The 20,626-nt window shown below is 73.4% G+C and carries 16 protein-coding genes; 10 read left to right on the forward strand and 6 right to left on the reverse strand.

Annotation, left to right across the window (positions count from 1 at the left end; all coding sequences use genetic code 11):
• Window positions 1-43 precede the first annotated feature (43 nt).
• The 7 genes from ABD466_RS38475 to ABD466_RS38505 all read left to right on the forward strand — a co-directional run bounded on the left by ABD466_RS38475 (window position 44) and on the right by ABD466_RS38505 (window position 8,330).
• A complete protein-coding gene (locus ABD466_RS38475; protein WP_344662220.1) occupies window positions 44-2,797 on the forward strand; it encodes an ATP-binding protein in 2,754 nt (917 codons plus the stop codon).
• A 118-nt stretch (window positions 2,798-2,915) separates the two neighbouring features.
• Window positions 2,916-3,521, forward strand: a complete 606-nt coding sequence (locus ABD466_RS38480) for a hypothetical protein (protein WP_344662221.1) — start codon at window positions 2,916-2,918, stop codon at window positions 3,519-3,521.
• A gap of 3 nt (window positions 3,522-3,524) precedes the next feature.
• Window positions 3,525-4,061 carry a copper resistance CopC family protein gene (locus tag ABD466_RS38485; protein ID WP_344662222.1) on the forward strand — a complete coding sequence of 179 codons (537 nt, stop codon included), beginning with the start codon at window positions 3,525-3,527 and terminating at the stop codon, window positions 4,059-4,061.
• A complete protein-coding gene (locus tag ABD466_RS38490) occupies window positions 4,058-5,083 on the forward strand; it encodes a copper resistance D family protein (protein ID WP_344662223.1) in 1,026 nt (341 codons plus the stop codon). Before ABD466_RS38485 ends, ABD466_RS38490 begins: the two co-directional genes overlap by 4 nt.
• A 53-nt stretch (window positions 5,084-5,136) precedes the next feature.
• The gene (locus tag ABD466_RS38495; protein ID WP_344662224.1) at window positions 5,137-6,201 is read left to right on the forward strand and encodes a cobalamin-independent methionine synthase II family protein; all 1,065 of its coding nucleotides are present in this window, start codon (window positions 5,137-5,139) and stop codon (window positions 6,199-6,201) included.
• 4 nt (window positions 6,202-6,205) lie between these two features.
• Window positions 6,206-6,781: a carboxymuconolactone decarboxylase family protein gene (locus ABD466_RS38500; protein ID WP_344662225.1), complete on the forward strand. Its 576-nt coding sequence runs from the start codon at window positions 6,206-6,208 to the stop codon at window positions 6,779-6,781.
• Window positions 6,774-8,330, forward strand: coding sequence for an NAD(P)-binding domain-containing protein (locus ABD466_RS38505; RefSeq protein ID WP_344662226.1), 1,557 nt, complete (start codon window positions 6,774-6,776; stop codon window positions 8,328-8,330). Before ABD466_RS38500 ends, ABD466_RS38505 begins: the two co-directional genes overlap by 8 nt.
• On the opposite strand, the gene ABD466_RS38510 is transcribed toward ABD466_RS38505, so the two are convergent.
• The 4 genes from ABD466_RS38510 to ABD466_RS38525 form a co-directional block, all read right to left on the reverse strand.
• Entirely contained in the window at window positions 8,314-8,913 is a 600-nt protein-coding gene (locus ABD466_RS38510) for a nitroreductase family protein (RefSeq protein WP_344662253.1), read from the reverse strand. The two genes, ABD466_RS38505 and ABD466_RS38510, sit on opposite strands and share 17 nt — an antisense overlap.
• Window positions 8,914-9,364: 451 nt before the next feature.
• Complete coding sequence (locus ABD466_RS38515) at window positions 9,365-10,468, reverse strand: carboxylate-amine ligase (RefSeq protein ID WP_344662227.1); 1,104 nt, start codon at window positions 10,466-10,468, stop codon at window positions 9,365-9,367.
• 52 nt (window positions 10,469-10,520) lie between these two features.
• Window positions 10,521-11,657, reverse strand: coding sequence for a M20 family metallopeptidase (locus tag ABD466_RS38520; protein ID WP_344662228.1), 1,137 nt, complete (start codon window positions 11,655-11,657; stop codon window positions 10,521-10,523).
• Window positions 11,658-11,696: 39 nt separating this feature from the next.
• On the reverse strand, window positions 11,697-12,353 hold the full coding sequence (locus ABD466_RS38525) for an alpha/beta hydrolase family protein (protein ID WP_344662229.1): 657 nt from the start codon (window positions 12,351-12,353) through the stop codon (window positions 11,697-11,699).
• 263 nt (window positions 12,354-12,616) lie between these two features.
• On the opposite strand from ABD466_RS38525, the gene ABD466_RS38530 reads away from it, so the two are divergent.
• Genes ABD466_RS38530 through ABD466_RS38540 form a run of 3 tightly spaced genes read left to right on the forward strand, consistent with a single transcriptional unit; the run spans window position 12,617 to window position 16,784 of the window.
• Window positions 12,617-13,024, forward strand: coding sequence for a hypothetical protein (locus tag ABD466_RS38530; RefSeq protein ID WP_344662230.1), 408 nt, complete (start codon window positions 12,617-12,619; stop codon window positions 13,022-13,024).
• Window positions 13,021-14,034: a hypothetical protein gene (locus tag ABD466_RS38535; protein ID WP_344662231.1), complete on the forward strand. Its 1,014-nt coding sequence runs from the start codon at window positions 13,021-13,023 to the stop codon at window positions 14,032-14,034. The genes ABD466_RS38530 and ABD466_RS38535 overlap by 4 nt, the downstream gene beginning before the upstream one ends.
• Window positions 14,031-16,784, forward strand: a complete 2,754-nt coding sequence (locus ABD466_RS38540) for a CHAT domain-containing protein (protein WP_344662232.1) — start codon at window positions 14,031-14,033, stop codon at window positions 16,782-16,784. Before ABD466_RS38535 ends, ABD466_RS38540 begins: the two co-directional genes overlap by 4 nt.
• Window positions 16,785-16,787: 3 nt before the next feature.
• Here the strand turns inward: ABD466_RS38540 and ABD466_RS38545 are convergent, their stop codons facing one another.
• Together ABD466_RS38545 and ABD466_RS38550 are read right to left on the reverse strand one after the other, a co-directional pair.
• Window positions 16,788-18,728: an ABC transporter ATP-binding protein gene (locus tag ABD466_RS38545; RefSeq protein ID WP_425558849.1), complete on the reverse strand. Its 1,941-nt coding sequence runs from the start codon at window positions 18,726-18,728 to the stop codon at window positions 16,788-16,790.
• The gene (locus ABD466_RS38550) at window positions 18,710-20,446 is read right to left on the reverse strand and encodes an ABC transporter ATP-binding protein (RefSeq protein WP_344662234.1); all 1,737 of its coding nucleotides are present in this window, start codon (window positions 20,444-20,446) and stop codon (window positions 18,710-18,712) included. The genes ABD466_RS38545 and ABD466_RS38550 overlap by 19 nt, the downstream gene beginning before the upstream one ends.
• Between the last annotated feature and the right edge of the window lie 180 nt (window positions 20,447-20,626).

Here is a 20,626-nt window from a genome sequence, read left to right on the forward strand (position 1 = left end):
CAGAAACCGCGCACCGGTCCCCGAGATCGGCGAAGATGACCAGGTGACGGACAGGTGGGGAGCGACCCGGCGGGAGGCCGAGGTCCTGGCACTGCTCGGCGGCCGCTTCACCAACGCGGAGATCGCCGCGCGCCTGCACTTGTCGGTCCGCACCGTCGAGAACCACGTCTCGGCGCTGCTGCGCAAGTGCGGCGTCGCCGACCGGCGCGCCCTCGCCGAACTCGCCGCGCAGGTCGAGGCCGGGACGCCGGACCCCGGGCGGATCACCGGGGTCCCGGCCGCGCTCACGTCCTTCGTCGGCCGCGACACCGATCGCCGCGCGCTCCTGGCCGCACTGGAGACCGCGCGCCTGGTGACGGTGCAGGGCCCCGGCGGCGTCGGCAAGACCAGGCTGGCCGCCGTGCTCGCCTCCGCGGCCGGGCCCCGGTTTCCGGCCGGCGGCGCGTTCGTCGACCTCGTGCCGGTCCGGGACGGCTACGTCGCCCAGGCCGTCGCCGCCGCGCTCGACGTCTCCGAGGGGCCGCACCGGACGCTGGACGACGCCTTCGCCGGCCGCCTCGGCGACGGCCGGTTTCTGCTGATCCTGGACAACTGCGAGCACGTGGCCGACGCGGCCGCGGCCTTCGCCGAGCGGCTGCTGGCGGCCTGCCCCGGCGCCCGGGTCCTGGCGACCAGCCGCGAGCGGCTCGGCGTGCCCGGCGAACGCGTCGTGCGGCTCGCGCCGCTGCCGCTGGGCGCCGACGCCGAGGCGCTGTTCCTCGCCCGCGCCACGGCCGCCGACCCGGACTTCGCCGCGGACGCCGCCGACGTCGCCGCGATCTGCGCGCGGCTGGACGGCCTCCCACTCGCCATCGAGCTCGCCGCGGCCCGCGGCACCGCCCTCGGGGCCGGCGGCCTGCTCGCGGCGCTCGACGACACGCTGCGGGTGCTGGCCGGCGGCCGGGGCGCGGACCGGCGGCACCGGTCCCTGCGCACCGTTCTGGGCTGGAGCCACGACCTGCTGGACGACGAGGAGCGGCGGATGTTCCGGCGGCTGGCGGTGTTCGCGGGCTCCTTCGACCTCGGCGCGGCGGTCGCGGCGACGGCGGCCGGGAGCCCCGGGACGGTCGCCGACGTGCTGGGCCGCCTGGCCGACAAGAGCCTGATCGTGCGGCAGCCGGGGCGGCCGGAACGGTGGCGGATGCTCGAGACGGTGCGGGCGTTCGCGAGGGATCGGCTGATGGCCGAGGGGGAGGCGGAGCGCGAGGGGTCGCGGCAGCGGCACCTCGCGTGGGCGGTGCGGCGGGCCGGGGAGCTGGTCGACCGGGTGGAACGCGAGGACCGGGAGCCGCCCGCCGACGAAGCGACCGCGGATTCCTGGCGCGAGGACTTCGACCGGGTGGCCGACGACCTGCGTGCCGCGCTCGACGGTTGCCCGGTGGGCCCCGGCCGGACCCTTCCCGACCCGGCGGCGCACAGCCTGGCGCGCGCCCTGGGCCGCCTGGCCTTCGTCCGCCGGTTCCTCGAAGAATCTCTGGCCCACTACAAGGACGCCGCGGCCCGCGCGCCTTCGCCGGCCGAGGCGTCCGCCGACCTCCGCGAGGCCGCGGGCTGCGCCGTCCTCGTGTACTTCTCCGGCGACGAAGCCTTCGAGCTCTACCTCGCCGCCGCCGAGCAGTCCGGTCTGGCCGGCGACGCCGACCTCCGCGCGGCGATCCTGGCGCGGGGCGTCGAGGTCGCGGCCCGCTACCCGGGATTCCGGGGCGCGGCCGTGCCGCGCGAGGAGCTCCGGGCACTGCTCGCCGAGGCGCGGGCCGCCGGTGACCCGGCCGATCCGGTCGTGGCGGCGAGCCTGGCCAACGCCGAGGTGTGGAGTGCCGCGACCGTCCGGCTCCAGCTCGACGCGGAACTCGCCGCGGCCGCCGAGCAGGCCTCGCGCGCGACCGGCGACCCGCTGCTGATCAGCGCCGCCCTCGACGCGGTCCGCACCGCCGCCACCGCCGCCGGGCGGTTGCGGGACGCCTTCCGCGCCTCGACCGGGCGTCTGGCGCTGCTGCCGGCGATGGACCGGTCCCGGCCGCGCGCCGCCGAGGAGATCGAGGACACGTTCGGCATGGTCAGCACCGACGCGGTCGCGGTCGGGGACCTGCGCGCGGCCCTGTGGTTCGCCGACGCGGTCCGCGACGACGACCTCGCCGGGGCGCATCCGTACCTGTACGCGAGCAAGGTGATCCCGGGTTTCGCCCTGGCCGGGCACCACGACCGCGTGCCGCCGCTGGCCGCGCGGATGTGGCAGGCGTGGGAGCGGGCCGGGCGGCCGGACGCGGGATGGATGTCGACGGCGCTCTCGGCGACCGCGCTGACGTACGGGCTGCTCGGCGACGATCCGGCGTATCGGCTGTGGCGGGAGCGTGCGGCCCAGGTCGCGGGGACCGACGGGACCTACCGTTACCGGCACGCGGCGTTCGCGGCGTTCGTGGACGCGCGGGTCGCCGTGCACAGCGGCGACGTCTCCCACGCGCAGGAGATCGTCGCTCATGCTTTCGGCGATCTCGCCGGGTGCTGGTTCCAGACCTACGCCCTGGCCGCCGCCGCGGAACTCGCTGTGGTCGCGGGGCACGAAGACGCTGCGGCACGCCTCGCGAGCGCGGCTCCAGCCGGCGTGGAGAACAGGTGGGCCGCGGCGTGTCTCGCCCGTGCGAAGGGCCGGCTGCTGAGCGATCCCGCGGCGCTCGCGGCTTCGGCCGAGGCCTGGGAACAGGCCGGTGCGCGCTTCGAGGCGTCCGTCACGGACGATCTTCTGCGGCGCCATCCCTGAACGGCTCGTCCAAATAAGCAATCTGGAAGAACTCGCCACCGTCCCGCCTCGTGTAGACCTCGACCAAGGGGGCTGATTCGCCCCCTTCGGTGTTCGTGTCACCGTGAGAGGTGGAGGGATGACAGCCGAGTCGCTGCCGCTCCGGCCGAGTGCTACCGGCCGGGCGCTACTGAACGACCTCAACGGCCGCTACCACCGCAACGCCCTGCGGGTGTTCCTGGTCGTCGTGCTGGGGCACTGGGCCGAGCACATCGTGCAGGCGTACCAGATCTGGGTGCTGCACCGGCCCGTGCCCCAGGCCCGCGGCATCCTCGGCCAGTTCTTCCCCTGGTTGATCAAGTCCGAATGGCTCCACTACGGCTTCGCCATCGTGATGCTCGTGTTCCTGTTCGCCCTGCGCCCCGGTTTCACCGGCCGCGCGCGGACCTGGTGGACCATCTCGCTGGTCCTGCAGTTCTGGCACCACATCGAACACCTGCTGCTGCTCATCCAGGCTCAGAGCGGGACCTTCTTCTTCCACCGCAAGGTGCCCACGAGCATCCTGCAGATCTGGTACCCGCGCGTGCAGATCCACTTGTTCTACAACACGATCGTGTTCGTCCCCATGGCGATCGCGATGTACCTGCACGCCCGGCCGCCCAAGCGGGACCGCGACCTGCCGGTGCAGTGCACCTGCGCCGGCGAGCCGCTCGAACTGGTCGGCGCCGGACGGGCGGCGGGCTGAGGCGTGGCCGCCCTGCGCAGGCTCGCCGCGCTGCCGCCCCTGGCACTCCTCGGCGTACTGCTGATCGCCGGCCCGGCCGCGGCACACGCCAAGCTGGTGGGCACAAGCCCTGGCCCGGGCGCGGGAACGGCACCCTCGACGGTGTCGCTGACCTTCGACGAGCCGGTGGCCGACGAGGGCGCCACGGTCCTGGTGACGTCCCCCGACGGAGCGAGCGTGACGTCCGGCGCGGCCGCGGTCACCGGAGCGGTGGTGACAGTGCCGCTCAAGCACCTGACCGCCACCGGCGCCTACCGCGTCTCCTGGCGAGTGGTCTCCGACGACGGGCACCCGGTCAGCGGCCAGTGGCAGTTCGCAGTCACCGCACTCGCCGCCGCGGACCCGGCGGCGGCACCGGCGGGCCCGGCCGGCGACCCGCCGACGAACTGGTGGGTCGCACACCTGCTCCACCTCGCCATCGGCGCGGGCATCGTCATCACCGGCGGCTGGCTGATGGTGGTGCTGACGCGGCCGCCCAAGGCGCGGCGCGGGCCGGCATGACGGGACCGGTGGCCGAGGGACGCACGGTGTCGTCGGCGTTCACGCGGCGAGCACCCCTGCGGCGACCGATTCTCCGCAAACGACTGTTCACCACCGTGCCGGCAGCCCTGATCGTGTCGGCGGCCGGCATCGCGGCCCTGCTGCGCGGCGGGGTGACCCGGCGCGCGCCGGCCGGCCTGCCGGACGCCGGACCGCTGACCGCCTGGGCCCTGCCGGCCTGCCGGTTCGCCGCGGACGTCGCCGCGGCCGCGACCGTGGGGTTCCTCGTCGCGGCCGTGATCCTGCTGCCGCGGTCCGCCGCCGGCCCGGCGCGCGGGATCGCCGCTCGCTGCGCCGCGTCGTGGTCGGTCGCGGCGGCGGCCGAGCTCGTGTTCACGCACTCCGACATCGTCGGCGCGCCCCTGCCGCGCGCGCTGAGCACCTGGACGGCCTTCCCCCAAGAGCAGGCCCTGGCCGCTCAAGCCGTGCTGGCGCTGGTGGCCTGCGCGCTGGCCGTCCGAAGCCCGAAGCCCGCGGTCGTGCCCGCCGGCGGCGCCCTGCTCCTGCCCCTGGCCACCGGTCACTCCGGCACCGCCTCCCACACGCTCGCCATGCCCGCCCTGGTCGTCCACGTCACCGCGGCCACCGTCTGGACCGGCGGTCTGCTGGCGGTGGCCTGGATCGCGCGCCGGGTCCCGGACCACCTGGCGCCGGCCGCCGAGCGGTTCAGCCGGCTGGCCCTCGCCTGCTTCGCGGCCACCGCCGTCAGCGGGGTGGCGAACGCCCTGCTGCGCCTGCACACGCCGGCCGACCTCGTCACCTCCGCCTACGGCCAGCTGACCGCGGCCAAGTCGATCGGCTTGGTGCTGCTCGGTCTGTGCGGCGCGCGCCATCGGCGAGCCGTGCTGCCGCGCCTGCGGACCGCCGACGGCGGGGCCGCCTTCGGCCGGCTCGCACGCTCCGAGCTGATCATCATGGCCACGACCTTCGCGGTCGCGGTTGCCCTGTCCCGGACCGCACCTCCTGATATCGCTAGGTACTGACAATCCGCCCAGCTCGCCCCAAGCCACCCCAACCAGTGCAAACGGAGTCCACCATGTCCATTCCCACCGAAGCCATCGGCAGCATCCCGCGTTCGGCCGAGCTTCTCCAGGCGCTGTCGGCCCACGAAGCCGGACAGCTGGACCCGCGGGCCTTAGCCGACGCCGTCGACCGGGCCGTCGCCGAGACGATCCGCGCCATGGAGGCGGCCGGGTCGCCGGTCGTCACCGACGGCGAGCAGAGCAAGCCGAGCTTCGCCACCTACCCCATCGCGGGCGTCGAGGCGCTGAACCCGGACGGCGTGGTGATCCCGTTCGCGGACGGCCACCAGCGTCAGCTGCCGGCGCTGACCGCGGGGCCTTTCCGCTACCGGCGGCACGCCGACGGCTACCTGAAGGCGGCGCAGACGCACGCGAGCGTCCCGGTCAAGCAGGCCGTCATCGCGCCGTCGGCGCTCAGCCTGCTGTATCCGGCCGGCGGCATCGACGGCTATCCGCGCGAGCAGTTCCTCGCCGACCTCGTCGACGAGGCCGAGGCGGACATCCGCGGTTGTCTGGACGCCGGCGCCCACAGCGTGCAGCTCGACTTCACCGAGGGACGGCTCTCGCTCAAGCTCGATCCCAGCGGCGGTGTCCTCGAAGACTTCATCGCCTTGAACAACAGGGTGCTCGACCGCTTCTCCGAGGCCGAGCGGGCCCGGATCGGCGTCCACACCTGCCCCGGCGGCGACCTGGACTCCACCCACAGCCTCGACGTCGACTACGCCGCACTGCTGCCGCAGCTGTTCCGGCTCCACGCCGGCAGCTTCTATGTCCAGCTCGCCAGCGAGGCCGACCCCGACAAGGTCCTGAGCGTGGCCGCGCAGCACCTGCCCTCCGGTGCCCGCCTCTTCGTGGGCGTCACGGACCCGATCGACCCGGTGATCGAGACGCCCGAACAGGTCCGGGACCGGGTGCTGACGGCCGCTCGCCACATCCCGCTCGATCGTCTGGGAACGTGCGACGACTGCGGTTTCTCGCCGTTCGCCGACGACACGTCCACCTCCCGGGACACCGCGTTCGCCAAGATCCGGGCCCGCGTCGAGGGCACCGCGCTGGCCGCGGCGCAGTTGGGGGTGTAGCACGATGCCGCACATAGACCTGGGCAACGACCAGCCCGGCATCCGCTCGCTGTTCTACTACCGTCCGGAGACCGCGCAGCCCATGAGCGAGCTGGCGGAGATCCTGCTGCGCGGTCCCAGCGCCCTCGAGCGCTGGGAGCGCGAGCTGATCGCCACCCACGTCTCCGGCCTCAACGAGTGCCGGTTCTGCACCACCACGCACGCCGCCTTCACCGCGGCCCAGCTGCCCGCGGACCTCGATCTCGACGTCATCCGCGCCGACCTCGCGGCCGCGCCGATCAGCGACAAGCTCAAAGCCCTGCTGGACATCGCCGCCGCGGTGCAGCGCGACGGCCGGCAGGTCACGCCCGAGCTGGTCGCCGCGGCCCGTACGGCCGGCGCGACCGATCTGGAGATCCACGACACGGTCCTGATCGCCGCCGCGTTCTGCATGTACAACCGTTACGTGGACGGCCTGGCCACCACCATGCCGGACGACCTCGGGCTGCTCGCCGAGCGGGCCAAGGTCCTGGTCGCCGAGGGCTACCTCCCCACCGTCGCCGCCGCCCGCGCGCACCAGGCCCAGGCCGCCCGTGCGTGAGGCCGGAGGCGGTTCCCACCGCTACCTCGTCATCGGCGCCGGGCCTGCGGGCCTGCAGTTGAGCTACTACCTGCAGCAGGCCGGCGCCGACTACCTCACGCTGGAACGGGACGCGGCTCCCGGCGGTTTCTTCCGCCGGTTCCCGCGCCACCGCCGGCTGATCTCGCTCAACAAGGTGCACGTCCGCAGCGACGACCCGGAGATCCGCCTGCGCTGGGACTGGAACTCGCTGCTCAACGACGATCCCGAGATGCTGTTCCCCAAGTTCAGCCAGGAGTATCTGCCCTCGGCCGACGACATGGTGCGCTACCTCGCGGCGTTCCAACAGCGTCACGGCCTCGCCGTCCGGTACGGCACCGAGGTCGCCGGGATCGGGCGCGACGGTCTGGGCTTCGTCGTCCGCACGGCGGCGGGGGAGGAGCTGCGCGCCGAGTGCGTCATCGTCGCCACCGGCTGGGGCGCGCCGTTCATCCCCGCGATCCCCGGCATCGAGCACGCGACCGGCTACGAGGCCATGGACGTCGACCCGGCCTCCTACGCCGACCAGCGGGTCCTGATCATCGGCAAGGGCAACTCGGCGTTCGAGACCGCGTACTCGATGCTCGGCCAGGCGGCCATGGTGCACCTGGCCAGCCGCCGGCCGCTCCGGCTGACCTGGACGAGCAAACATCCCGGGGACGTGCGCGGGCAGTACGGCGTGATCCTGGACAGCTATCAGTTCAAGACGCTGCATTCGGTGCTGGACTGCACGATCGACGAGATCCGCCCGGCCGGCGAGGGGTTCGAGGTCGACATCACCTACACCCACGCCGACGGCGAGACGGCGACGCTGGAGTACGAGTCCGTGCTGCGCTGCACGGGCTTCCGGATGGACACCTCCGTCTTCGCCGAGGGCTGCGTCCCGCAGACCGAGCGGGACGGCCGCCTGCCCTCGACCGGCCCGGACTGGCAGTCGACCGACGTCGACGGCCTCTACTTCGCCGGCACGCTGGCCCAGGCCCACGACTTCAAGCGGGCGTCCTCGGCGTTCATCGACGGCTTCCGCTACAACCTGCGGACGCTGTGCGCCCTGCTGCTGGAGCGCTACGACGGCGTCCCGCTGGAGTTCGGCGAGGCCAAGGCCGACGCCGAGGAGCTCACGACGCTGGTGCTGGACCGGGTCAACTGGAGCTCGGCGCTGTGGACGCAGTTCGAGTACCTGTGCGACACGATCGTCCTCGACGAGGCCAACAGCCGGGTCCGGCTCTACAAGGACCTGCCCGAGGACTACGCCGTGCAGAGGTTCGCCTCCGAGGCGCACTACTACACGGTGACCCTGCGGTGGGGCCGCGACGACTACGCCGACGTTTTCGCCATCGAACGCCATCCCGAGCCCGGCCGGGCCCGGGAGAGCGCCTTCATCCACCCGGTGATCCGGCGCCACCAGTACGGCCTGCAGGTGGCCGAACGGCATCTGCTGGAGGACCTGCTCGCCGAGTGGCGGCGGCCGGACCGGCACGTGGCACCGCTGCGGGAGTTCTTCGCGGAGCACCTCAGCAGCGGACCATGACCTCCTCCAGCGGCTTGCGGACGATGTCCGGCACCCGGGTCCCGGGTGCCGGATAGCCGACCGGGATGACCAGGTACGGCCGCTCCTCCGGCGGCCGCTCGCACACCTCGTTCAGGAAGCGCATCGGGCTCGGGGTGTGGGTCAGCGTGGCCAGCCCGGCGTGGTGCAGCGCCGCCAGCAGGAACCCGACGGCGATGCCCACGGACTCCTTGACGTAGTACGGCTTGGGACTGTTCGGACCCTGATGCACCTCGAACACGACGATCACGGCCGGGGCGTCGGTGAGGAACGGCTTGTGCCAGTCGGTGCCGAAGCGCGCGATCGCGCCCAGCCACTCGGCCGAGGCCCGCCGATTGTAGAACTCGTACTCCTCGGCCTCCGCGGCCTCGCGCAGCCGGCGCTTGCGAACGGGATCGGTGACGACCACGAACCGCCAGGGCTGGACGTGGGCACCGCTCGGCGCGCTGGCCGCGGCCCGCACGGCGAGGTCGATCACCGAGTCCGGCACCGGCTCGGTCGAGAACTCGCGCACCGACCGGCGCGAGGCCATCAGCTCGGCGAACTCGGCGGCGGCGGTGTGCATGGCCGGCGGGGGCAGCGCACGCGCGGAGAGCGGCACGGTCGGCGGCGGTGCCGGAGGCTCGTCGGCGGTGGGGGGCGCGGGGCTGCGACCGGGAGCAGGGACGGGGTCGACGGCGACGGCGATGGCGGCGGCGTGGTGGCCGCCAGCGTCGGGAACGCGGCCGGGGTCGACGATGCGGGCGGGGGAGCCGTCGCGGGCGCCGTTGGCGTCGGGACCGGACACACGATCGCGATCGGGCTTACGACCTGACCCGACAGCGGTGACGGGGCTGTCGTCGCGGGCCCCGCCGCCGCCCCGGCCGGCGGGTGGATTGTGGCTGCTGTGCTTCTCGCAGGCGGCCCGGGTCTCGCGGGCCGGCTGGCCTTGCTGGGTGCCGGAGACGGTCTCGGTCAACTCTTCCTCCCTAGGTCGACCGTCTCCAGCCTGCTATGTCCCGGATGCCCGCGTCTTCCTATGGAATGCTCTTTTCGATGAGGAGATCGACGACGTCCGCCAGCTCCCCCCGCCCGGACGCGGCGCGACGCTGCCGGGTCGCCCCGTCGCCGTCGCAGGTCAGCTCCTTGAGCCAGGTCGCGACCGCGTCCGCGTCGCCGCTGTCCTCCAGGGCGGGGCGGGCGGCGGTGAGCAGCGCGTCGGCCAGGGCGGCGGCGGGGATCAGCTGTCCGGTCGCCGGATCGACGCCGTGGCCGCTCAGGCCGTCGCGCGCCGCCCGCCAGTAGGCCAGCCGCAGCGTCTCCGCCGGTACGCGCGGTCCGGGGTCGCCGGCGGCCACCTTGGCGATCGCGTCCACCGCCAGGGCCCTGATCAGGGCCGCGGTCATCGCGGACTCGCGGGCCGTCATCGGGACGTCGCCGACCCGGACCTCCAGCGTCGGCACGTGCGCCGAGGGCCGGATGTCCCAGAAGATCGTGCCGACGTCGACGATCGAGCCGACGTCGTGCAGCATCGCCACGGTCCGCTGGTAGTCCGCGTCCGAGGTGAAGTACGGCGGGGGGCCGGCGACCGGCCACCGGCTCCAGACCATCGTGCGCCAGCTGGCGTACCCGGTGTCGCGCTCGGCCCAGAAGGGTGAGTTCGCGCCCAGCGCGATGAGCGCCGGCAGCCACGGCCGCAGGTGGTTGCCCGCCAGCACGGCCACCTCGCGGTCCGGGATCTCCACGTGCACGTGCAGGGCGCAGATCGCCAGCTCGTCGTGCAGGCCCCGGAACGTCGCGTTGCCGCGGTCCTGCCGGGGGCCGGTGGTCATGGCCGGGGGGACGCAGTCGCCGAGGACCGGCGTGCCGGTGGCCACGACGACCAGGCCTTCGGGCTCCGCGGCCTCCGCCAGCGCCCCGCGTGCCTCCTCCAGCTGGCGCTGGACTTCTTCCACCGTGCCGCACGGTTCGGTGCGCGTCTCGATCTGCAGTTCGGTGATCTCGCCGCCGACCCGCGCGCCCAGGGCCGGCCCGGCGCGCTCGATCACGGCGGCGGCCCGCGGCACCGCGGCCCTGGTCTCGCGGTCGACGACCAGGAACTCTTCCTCCACACCGAACCTCGGCCCGGATCCTGCACCCATCGAGAAGCCCTTCGCGCCCGGACGACGAGAGCCGCGCGGGCGCGCGGCTCCGTCACAGAGTACTGATTCGAGCGCCCGCCGGTGCCGAAGTCCGCCCGATCGGTTCCCGGTGTGTCAGCCGCTCGACGAGTCCGGCCAGCAGGCGCGCCCGGGGGGCCATCGACGACACGTCGACGTACTCGCTGCGCGCGTGCGAGCCGCCGCCCACGCCGCCGAGGCCGTCGAGGGTCGCGGCGCCCACCGCGGCGGTGAAGTTGGCGTCCGACGCGCCGGGCGCCCAGGCGCCCGCGAGCGGGGCCATGCCCAGGTCCGACGCGGCGTCCTGGGCCAGAGCGAACAGCTCGCGCGAGGACTCGATCGGCAGCGGATGCCGGTTGAAGCCGCCGTCGAGCGTCAGCCGGGCGCCGTCGAGCCGCGCCGGCAGGGCCCTGATCAGGCGGTCCACCCGCTCCAGCTCCGCGGTGCTCCAGGCCCGCACGTCGATGGCGAGCGTCGCGGACTCCGGCACGGTGTTCGACGTGGTGCCCGCGCTCAGAGCGGTCGGCGTCACCGTGGTCTGCAGCGCGTCGTCGGCGAACCTCCGCACCGCCAGCACCTGGTGTGCGAGCTCGACGCCGGCGTTGACCCCGCGATGCGGCTCGACGCCGGCGTGCGCCGCGCGGCCGTGGACGGTGAGCCGGTAGGCCGACCCGCCCTTGCGCGCGACCTTCAGCGCGCCGTCCGGATCGGAGGGTTCGCCGACGAGCACCGCCCCGCTGCGCCGCGCCTCCCGCTCGATCAGCGGGCGGGAGGTCGGCGACCCGCTCTCCTCGTCGCAGGTGAGCAGGAGCCCGACCCGGGACGGATCCGGCACCTCGGCGAGCGCGGCCAGCATCTGCACGATGCCGGACTTCATGTCGCAGACCCCGGGTCCGGTCGCGACCGTGCCGGAGACCCGGAACGGCCAGTCGCGCAGCGTGCCGGCCGGCCAGACGGTGTCGAAGTGGCCGAGCAGCAGCACCCGCTGGTCGGCGGCCCGCCACAGCAGGTGGGGGAGGCCGTCGACGACGACGCGCCGCGGCTCGCGCCCCAGGGCCCGCGTGCCCCACGCGGTGAGGAGGTCGGCGCCGGCCGTCAGATGCGCGGCCGAGCCCGGCGGCGTCTCGAGCTCGACCAGTTCCCGGAGGCGGGCGACCAGGTTCGTGTCCATGTCATCAGTATCAGAACAGACATTTGAAACAGACTTCTTCTATAGTGTGCTTTCCAGTGCGAACTCCGCCGTCGCCGCGGCGAGCTCGCCGAGGAACCGCTCCCGGTCGAACGCGTCGTCCTCAAGCGTGTTCGGCGGCGGCGTGTCCATGAAGGCGAAGTGGCCGGCGTTCGGCACGACGCGCAGGTCCACGGCGGACGGCGCGGCGCTCAGGCCCTCGATCTCCCGGGCCGGTGTGACGGCGTCGAGCTCGCCGGCGAAGACCAGCATCGGCGCCGTCACCGCGTCCAGCGCTCCGGGCGCGGCGAACCACCCGACCGCGGGCGCGAACAGGACCAGCCGTCCGACGCGCGGCTCGCGAGGGACCTCCATCGGCTCGCCGTCGCGTCCCCACGGCCTCGCCCCGGCCAGGCACAGCGCCGCCCATCCGCCGATGGAGTGCCCCACCGCGGTGACCGCCGCGTCCGGTGCGGCGAAGCGGTGCAGCGCCTCGACCAGGCCGGCGGGCCGCGCGAGCAGCTCGGCCGGGTTCGCCTCCCGCGCCATGAGACGTTCGAAGCGGGGCGCGATGACGTGGATGTCACGGGCCGCCAGGTGCTCCAGAAGCGGCCGGTGGCGTTCGGGGTCGCCGCCACCGCCGGCCGCGAACAGGGCGACGTGCCGGGCGCGTGCGGGGCCGAGGGTCAGTACCTGCATGCCGCCGACCCTACTGATCACGGCATAAGGGCCGGGTAGGCGGCCCCAATCTGCTCGGGCGTTTGTACGACACGTTGTGTGCGGGACCGCATGTCCCGCGCCATCACCGATCGACTTCCTTCGAGTTCGCCCGGAACGGCCTCGGGCGGCAGGAGGGCTTTCCCGGCATATCTGGGTTCTGAGATTTTCGGTGGGTCCCGGCGGCCTATGCTGGGCGCGCTCCGCTTCCCGGAACCGCCGACCCGACCAGCGAGGATCCGCCCGTGACCGCATCCGAGGACTGTCGCATCCTGGTGGACCCGGCGGCCGGCCCCGACGCCGGGACGACGCTGGAGGCCGCCGGCGCCCCGTCGGTCGGCGAGGTGGCCGAGGCGCTCGAAGCGGTGCTGGCGGTGCTGCCGGAGGCCGAGGTCGTCGGCCTGGTCGTCGGCGGAATCCGGATCGGGGCCACGTCGCGCGCCTACCTCGACGCCGCCTTCGGCCTGCGCGCCGGCCGCGGCGAGACCGGGGACGCGGCCGGCATGACGCTGCCCGGACCGGGGCACTTCCGCCTGCTGCGCTATCAGTGCTCTCGTAGCGGGTGTCCGCGCGCGGTCGTCAGGATGTACCACGACGAGGAGCACCCGCCGGTCTGTCCCGAGCACCGGACCGCCATGGAGCTTCTCGCATGACCCTCGACGCCGTCGGCACTCCGTCGGAGACCGTGGCCCGCCGTTTCTTCCTCGTCGACTACCTCCCGACCTACGGCTTCGTGCTGTTCGTCCTCGTTCTCGGCTGGGCCGGGGCCCCGGCCCGGCATCCGGTGTTCGCCCGGGCCTGGCACACGGCCGCCGGCCTCGGCGTGGCCGAGGTGCTGCTCATCTCCCTCGTGGTGCTGGTCGCCACGATCGTGCTCGCTCCGTTCCAGCTCGCGCTGGTCCGGTTGGTCGAGGGCGCCCGGCCGAGGCGGTGGGGCCGCCGGCGGGCCGTCGAACGGCAACGGCGGCGCCGGGAAGCGTGGCAGAGGAGGGCGGAACCGCCGAGCGCCCTGAGCCCTTCGAGCCCCCCGAGCGCCCTGAGCCCTTCGAGCCCCCCGAGCGCCGTAGCGGGGCCCGATGCCGCGGCGGTCCAGCAGGCCGGTGTGGCCGAAGCCGCCTGGCGCGCCCGCTTCCCGAGCGCCGACCACCTCACGTGTCCGACCGCGTTCGGCAACGTGCTCGCGGCGATGGAGGACACCGCGGGGCGGGCCTACGGCCACGATGCGGCCGTCACCTGGCCACGTCTCTACCTCCTGCTCGACGACAAGGTCCGGGCGGCCGTCGACCAGCGCCGCAACGCCATGGACGCGAGCGTGCGGATGTGCGCCACCGGTCTGCTGGCCGCCCTCGTCGCCGTCGCGATGCTGACCCCGCACGGCGGCTGGTGGGTGTTCCTCGCTCTCGCGCCGCTGGCGGTGGCGATAGCGGCGTACCAAGGCGCCGTCCATGGGGCCCTGGCCTATGCCGAGTCCGTCCACGTCGCCTACGACCTGTGCCGTTTCAACCTGCTGACAGCACTGCATCTGGAACTGCCGGCCGATGTCGCCGCGGACAAGGCGCTTAACAGAGCCCTGAGCGAGTTCTGGCGCCAGAACGTCCCTCTGCCCGAGGGCTCCAGGGGCTACCACCACGGTTCCACGAAGGGGCCTGGGGGCGGCGGGTGACCGGCCGGGAGGAGCTCGTCGCTTTCGTCGAGCGCGCGATGGCGCTGCTCGACCTTCTGGGCCGGACCGGTGATCCGCGCTACGCGGCGGCGGCAGTGGAGGTACTGCGCAGCGCGCGCGGGATCGACTCGCCGGACGCACGCCTCTACAGCATGTATCTCAACATGTTCAGCTTCGCCCTGATCCGCCTGTACGAGCTGTCGGGCGACGAGGCGGTCATCGAGGAGGCGGTGCACGTCTCGCGCAGCGCCGTCGTGATCGTCGATCCGGACGACCCCGAGCACTTCGGGCGGATGACCAACGTGTGCCTGACGACGCGGATGAGGTTCGAGCACTCCGGTGAGCGGCGATGGGTGGAGGAGGCCGTCGCAGCCGGTCGGACGGCGGTGGCGAACCTCCCGCGGGAGACCGGCTTCCGCGACGCGGCGCTGTCCGCCCTGGCGATGGCCTTGGTGACCCAGTACCAGAACACCGGCGAGCGCAGCAGTCTGGACGAAGCGGAGACGGTCGCCCGCGAAGCGGCGGAACGCGGTTCCCCGCACGACCACAACTACCCCGGCTTCCTTTCGAACCTGGCGACCGTACTCCGCCTCCAATACGAGCGGAGCAACCGTACCGACGTCCTCGAAGAGGCGGTGCTGCTCCAACGCCAGGCGGTCGCCGCCGCCCCGGTGCATCACCAGTTCGGGCCTGCTGTCCTCTCCGTTCTCGGGGATCTGCTGGAGGAGTTGGCTCATGCGACGGGGCGGGCGGAGCTCCGTGCCGAGTCGGTCCGGGTCCGGCGGACCGCGCTGGCCGCGGCCCCTCCGGGCGCGGTGGGCCGCGCCGGCCTCCTGCACGCGCTCGGATGTGCGCTGCGCCTCGAGTTCGGCGACACCGGCCGGCCGGAGACGATCCACGAGGCGGTGCGCCTGCAGCGCGAGGCGGTCCAGGCCACGCCCGCGTCGGACCACCGCCGCGGCGTGATCCTGCTGAACCTGGCCTTGACGCTGCTCGCGCTGCACCGCCATGAGCCGGACGCCGCGCTCGTCCAGCAGGCGGCCGGGCATCTCACCGAAGCCGGGACGCTGCGGTCGGCACGACCGCACGAGCGGATCGTCGCCTACCGCCACCTCGCCATGCTGCCGGACCCTTCGCGCCCGCCGCAGCAGGCCGTGGACGCGTTGCGCGCCGCGATCGACCTGCTTCCGCTGGCCGCCCCGCGGCCGATGCGGCGCGCCGACCGCCAGACCGCGCTCGGCCGGCTGGCCGGGCTGCCGGGCCAGTGCGCCGCGGCCGCCCTCGACGCGGGGCAGCCCGAGCTCGCCGTCGAACTGCTGGAGCAGACGCGGGGGATCCTGGCCTCCTCGATCTTCGAGAACCGCATCGGGGACGTCACGCGCCTGGCCGCGCATCCCGGGCTTGCCGAGGAGTTCGTACGGTTGCGGGAGGAGATAGCGGCGCTCGACAGCCGGGACGACCGCGGTCCCGCCGGCCCGCCGTCGGCGGACGACCTCCAGCACGCCTACGAGAGCTGGGACGGCCTGCTGGCGCGGATCCGGTCTCAAGAGGGCTTGGCCGACTTCCTGGCGCGTCCGGACGCCCGGGGTATCGCGGACTGCGGACCACTGGTCTACCTCACCTCCGACCTGGCGAGCCGAACCGACGCGCTGATCCTGCGGGCTGACGCCGATCCGGTGGTCGAGGTCGTCCCGCTGCCCGGCGTGACCGGGGAGGTCCTCATGCGGCGCAGCGCGGACTTCATCATGGCCTGCACCACGGCCACGCGGCCGGGGGCCTCGCTCCGAGAGGCGGTCGAAGCGCAGACCGGGATAGCCGAGGTGCTGGCCTGGCTGTGGGACGAGGTCGCGGAGCCGGTCCTGGACGCGCTCGGTTTCACCGCCGAGCCGGAGGAGCCGGAGGACTGGCCCCGGGTCTGGTGGTGTCCGGTGGGCTTGTTCTCGTTGTTGCCGATCCACGCCGCGGGGCGTCGCCGGCCGTCCGGGCCGGACGGCGGGCCGATGTCCGACCCGAGCGGCACGTCCCGCCCGAGCGGCACGTCCGACCCGACCGGCACGTCCGGCGCGGTGCTGGACCGCGTGATCTCCTCCACCACGACCACCGGTTTCGCGCTCGCGCAGGCCCACGCGCGCCCGCCCGCCGACAACTCCCGGCTGCTCATCGTGTCGGCGCCGGACGCGCTGCCGGACGCACCGCTGCCGGGGGTCGTGCGCGAGGCCGGCGAACTGCTGGCGAGCGTTCCCCAAGCCGTGCTGCTCCACGATCCGGACGCGGACACGATCCTGACCGCGCTGCCGCAGACCGCGCTGGTGCACTTCGCCTGCCACGCGGTCGCCGTGTGGGACGACCCGCTGTCGAGCCGGTTCCTGCTGCGCCGGGGCGAGACCGATCCGATGACCGTCCAGAGGATCATGGCCCGCTCCCTGCGAGGTGTCGAACTGGCCTATCTGTCGGCCTGTTCGACGAGCGGAAGCCTGTGGCAGGTGGCCCTCGCCGACGAGGCGATCCACATCACCTCGGCCTTCCAGCTCGCGGGGTACCGCACCGTCATCGGCACCTTGTGGCCGGTCGACGACGCCGTCGCCCAGCAGGTCGCCGACGGCTTCTATCGGGCCCTGACCCGCGACCGCACCGGCGCTCCCGATCCGTCCCTCGCCGCCGCCGCGCTCCATCACCAGCTGCGCCGGCTGCGGGCCGAGTATCCCCTCAGCCCCACGCTCTGGGCACCGTTCCTCCACACCGGGATCTGAGTCTCAGGACACGAGCGTCTCAGCGAACTGACTGTGATACAGCTCGTGATAGAAGCCCTGCCGGTCCAGGAGCTCGGCGTGGCTGCCCTGCTCCACCACCCGGCCGGCGTCCATCACGACGATGGTGTCGGCGGTGTGGATGGTCGACAGGCGGTGGGCGATGACGAAGCTCGTACGGCCCGCGCGCAGGCGCGCCATGGCCGCCTGGATCATCGCCTCGGTGCGGGTGTCGACGTTGCTCGTCGCCTCGTCGAGGATCAGGATGCCGGGGTCGGCGAGGAAGGCCCGGGCGATGGTGAGCAGCTGCTTCTGGCCGGAGGAGACGTTGGAGGCGTCGCCTTCGAGGACCGTGTCGTAGCCGTCGGGGAGGGTGCGCACGAAGTCGTCGACGTGGGCCGCGCGCGCCGCGGCGCGGATCTCCTCGTCGGTGGCGCCCTCGCGTCCGTAGCCGATGTTGTCGCGGATCGTGCCGTGGAACAGCCACGTGTCCTGCAGGACCATGCCGAAGCAGCGGCGGACCTGGTCGCGGCTCAGGTCGCGGTAGTCGACGCCGTCCAGCAGGATCCGGCCGCCGTCGGCCTCGTAGAACCGGACCAGCAGGTTGACCAGGGTGGTCTTGCCCGCTCCGGTGGGGCCGACGATCGCCACGGTCTGGCCCGGCGCCGCCTCCAGGGTGAAGTCCTCGATCAGCGGGGTGTCCGGCGTGTAGCGGAAGCTGACCCCCTCCAACCGGACCCGGTGGCCGCCGGGGCGGTTGCCGGCGATCTGCTCTTCGGCAGCCGGTTCCGCCGGTTCCGCCGGCAGCGCCGGCTCCTCCGGTGCGTCGAGGAACTCGAAGATCCGGCCGGCCGAGACGAGGCCGGACTGGAGCACGTTCATCTGGCCGGCGCTCTGGATGACCGGCGCCGTGAACCGCTGCGAGTACTGGATGAAGGCCTGCACCGCGCCGAGCGAGATCGCGCCGGTGGCCACCTGGTAGCCGCCGAGCGCGGCGACCACGACCGAGTTCAGATTCCCGACGAGCACCACGGCCGGGAAGATCGAGCCGGACAGCAGCTGGGCGGAGTAGCCGGCCCGCCGCAGCCTCGTGTTCTCCTGCCGGAACTCCTCGGCCACCAGGTCGCGCCGTCCGTAGGCCAGGATCAGCGCGTGGCCGGTGTACGTCTCCTCGACCATCGAGGTGAGCTGCCCGGTCTGCTCCCACTGCGCGGCGAACCGGGCCTTGGCGCGGCCCGCGAGCACCGACACCACCGCCATCACCACCGGGATCGTGACCAGGGATGCCAGCGCCAGGACCGGGGAGATCCAGAACATGACGCCCAGGGTCGTCAGGACGGTGAGCACCGAGCTCGGGAGCTGGTTCAGCGTCTCCTGCAAGGTGGTGTCGACGTTGTCGACGTCGTTGACCACCCGGCTGAGGATGTCGCCGTGCGGATGGGTGTCGAAGTAGCGCAGCGGCAGCCGGGTCAGCTTCTCCTCGGTCGCCTCCCGCAGCCGGTACATCGTGCGCTGGGCGACGCCGGTCAGGATCCGGGCCTGGGCCCAGCCGAACAGGGCGCTGAGGAGGTACGTCGTCATCGCCAGCCCGAGCAGCTGGCCGAGCCGCCCCAGGTCGACGCCGGCGCCGGGCCGCACCGCCATCCCGGCGAGCATGTCGGCCAGGTGCCCGTGGCCCTGCGCGCGCAGTTCGGCGACGGCCTGCGCCTTGGTCTGCCCGGCGGGCAGCCGCCTGCCGACGACGCCGTCGAACACCAGGTCCGTCGCCCGGCCCAGGAGCCAGGGGCCGATGACGAGCAGGCCCACCGACGACACGGTGAACGCGCCGACCACGGCCAGCCGGAACCGCTCCGGACGCAGCAGGGTGACCAGGCGGGGCAGCACCCCGCCACCCGCTTCGGCTTCGGCTTCGCCGGCCTTCGACGTGCTCACGCGGCCGCTCCCCATTCCAGCTGTGAGGCGATGATCTGCTGGTACGTCGGGCAGTCGGCCAGCAGCTCCGGATGCGTCCCGACCCCGGCCACGCTGCCCCCGTCCAGCACGATGATCTGGTCCGCGGCCAGCACCGTCCCGGCCCGCTGCGTGGCGATCACCACGGTCGCGTCCCCGGTCTCGGTGCTCAACGCGGCCCGCAGCCGGGCGTCGGTGGCGGCGTCCAGCGCCGAGAAGCAGTCGTCGAACAGGTACAGGCTCGGCTGCCGCACCAGGGCCCTGGCGATCGACAAGCGCTGGCGCTGGCCGCCGGACAGGTTCACCCCGCCGCGCTCCACCCGCGCGTCGAGCCGTCCCGGCAGCGCGTCGACGAAGTCGCGGGCCTGGGCGACCTCCAGCGCCCGCCACAGCTGCTCGTCGGTGGCGTCCGGACGGCCGAACCGCAGGTTGTCGCCGACCGTCCCGGCGAACAGGTACGCGGCCTGCGGGACCAGCCCGATCCCGGCGCGCAGCCGCTCCGCGGCCTGTTCGCCCACGGCGACCCCGTTGACGAGCACGTCCCCGGCGGTCGCGTCGAGGAACCGGGGGACCAGGTTGAGCAGCGTGGTCTTGCCGCTGCCGGTGCCGCCGAGGATCGCGGTGGTGCGGCCGGGCGGGAAGGCGAGCGTCAGGCCGTCGAGCACCGGCCGCTCGCTGCCGGCGTAGCCGAAGGTGACGTTCCGGAAGGCGACCGCCCCGGTGACCGCCTCCGGTTCGACCGGTTCCGCCGGGTCGGCGACGGCCGGCACCGTGTCCAGCACCTCCTGGATCCGGTGCGAGCTGGCCAGCGCCCGCGGCAGCAGGGTCAGCACGGTCACGCCGATCACCACGTACAGCAGGATCTGCAGGATGTAGAGCAGGAACGCGGTCAGGCTGCCGATCGGCATCGAGCCGTCCGCGACGAGCCGTCCGCCGAACCAGAGCACGCCGACGCCCGACAGGTTGGCGATGACCAGCACGAGCGGCGTCACCACGGCGAAGACCCGGCCCGCCCGCAGCGAGGCGCCGGTGATCCCCGCGTTCGCCCGCTCGAACCGGGCCCGCTCGGACCCGGTGCGCAGGAACGCCCGGGCCACGCGCACCCCGGCGATCTGCTCGCGCAGCACCTGGTTCATGCCGTCGGTGCGCTCCTGCACGGACCGGAACATCGGCAGCAGCCGGACCATGACCCAGCCCGCGAGCACCAGCACCGCCGTCAGCGTGCCCACCAGCAGCAGCGAGAGCCGGGGCCCCTGCCGGACCGCGAGCACCACCGCGCCGAGGGCGGTGACCGTCGAGATCACCAGCAGGCTCAGCGCCGCCTGGGCGAACAGCTGCACCTGCTGCACGTCGTTGACGCTGCGCGTGGTGAGCGACGCCACGCCGAACCGGTTCAGTTCGACCACCGAGAAGGACTGGACCCGGCCGTGCACGGCGGCCCGGAGGTCGGCCCCGACCGCCATCGCCACCCACGAGCTCAGCCGCACCGAGACCAGTGCGGCGACGCAGAGCACGACGTTGATGCCCAGCATCGCCGCGCCGGCCCGCGCGATGTAGCCCAGGTCGCCCTTGACCACGCCGTGGTCGACGATGTCGGCGTTCAGGATCGGCAGGTAGAGGTTCCCGGCGGCCTGGAGGACCTGCAGGGCCGCGGCGAAGCCCAGCGGGCGGGCGTGCGGCCGCAGGAACGTGCGGATCAGGTGCGCTTGCGCCATTACGTTTCCTCAACGTCTGGCGGAGATGTCTTTCCGCATGATCGCCGATGCTGCGCTGTCAGTGACCTGAAGGTACGCAGACTGATCGGCGTGCGGCAACGGACCGGCGGGTTCCGGCTTCTGAACACCTCTCAAGGCCAGGTCAGGAGATGTTTCAGTGTTCGACTGCCGATCGCGGCG

The sequence above is a fragment of the Catenulispora subtropica genome, from assembly GCF_039531675.1.
Classification (GTDB): domain Bacteria; phylum Actinomycetota; class Actinomycetes; order Streptomycetales; family Catenulisporaceae; genus Catenulispora; species Catenulispora subtropica.

What these genes read in the sequence shown, in the direction of transcription:
- ABD466_RS38545 (WP_425558849.1), bottom strand. Translation starts at nt 18,728, where the DNA reads ATGGGGAGCGGCCGCGTGAGCACGTCGAAGGCCGGCGAAGCCGAAGCC.
- ABD466_RS38520 (WP_344662228.1), bottom strand. Translation starts at nt 11,657, where the DNA reads ATGGACACGAACCTGGTCGCCCGCCTCCGGGAACTGGTCGAGCTCGAG.
- ABD466_RS38480 (WP_344662221.1), top strand. Translation starts at nt 2,916, where the DNA reads ATGACAGCCGAGTCGCTGCCGCTCCGGCCGAGTGCTACCGGCCGGGCG.
- ABD466_RS38525 (WP_344662229.1), bottom strand. Translation starts at nt 12,353, where the DNA reads ATGCAGGTACTGACCCTCGGCCCCGCACGCGCCCGGCACGTCGCCCTG.
- ABD466_RS38490 (WP_344662223.1), top strand. Translation starts at nt 4,058, where the DNA reads ATGACGGGACCGGTGGCCGAGGGACGCACGGTGTCGTCGGCGTTCACG.
- ABD466_RS38535 (WP_344662231.1), top strand. Translation starts at nt 13,021, where the DNA reads ATGACCCTCGACGCCGTCGGCACTCCGTCGGAGACCGTGGCCCGCCGT.
- ABD466_RS38550 (WP_344662234.1), bottom strand. Translation starts at nt 20,446, where the DNA reads ATGGCGCAAGCGCACCTGATCCGCACGTTCCTGCGGCCGCACGCCCGC.
- ABD466_RS38515 (WP_344662227.1), bottom strand. Translation starts at nt 10,468, where the DNA reads ATGGGTGCAGGATCCGGGCCGAGGTTCGGTGTGGAGGAAGAGTTCCTG.
- ABD466_RS38500 (WP_344662225.1), top strand. Translation starts at nt 6,206, where the DNA reads ATGCCGCACATAGACCTGGGCAACGACCAGCCCGGCATCCGCTCGCTG.
- ABD466_RS38495 (WP_344662224.1), top strand. Translation starts at nt 5,137, where the DNA reads ATGTCCATTCCCACCGAAGCCATCGGCAGCATCCCGCGTTCGGCCGAG.
- ABD466_RS38510 (WP_344662253.1), bottom strand. Translation starts at nt 8,913, where the DNA reads ATGCACACCGCCGCCGCCGAGTTCGCCGAGCTGATGGCCTCGCGCCGG.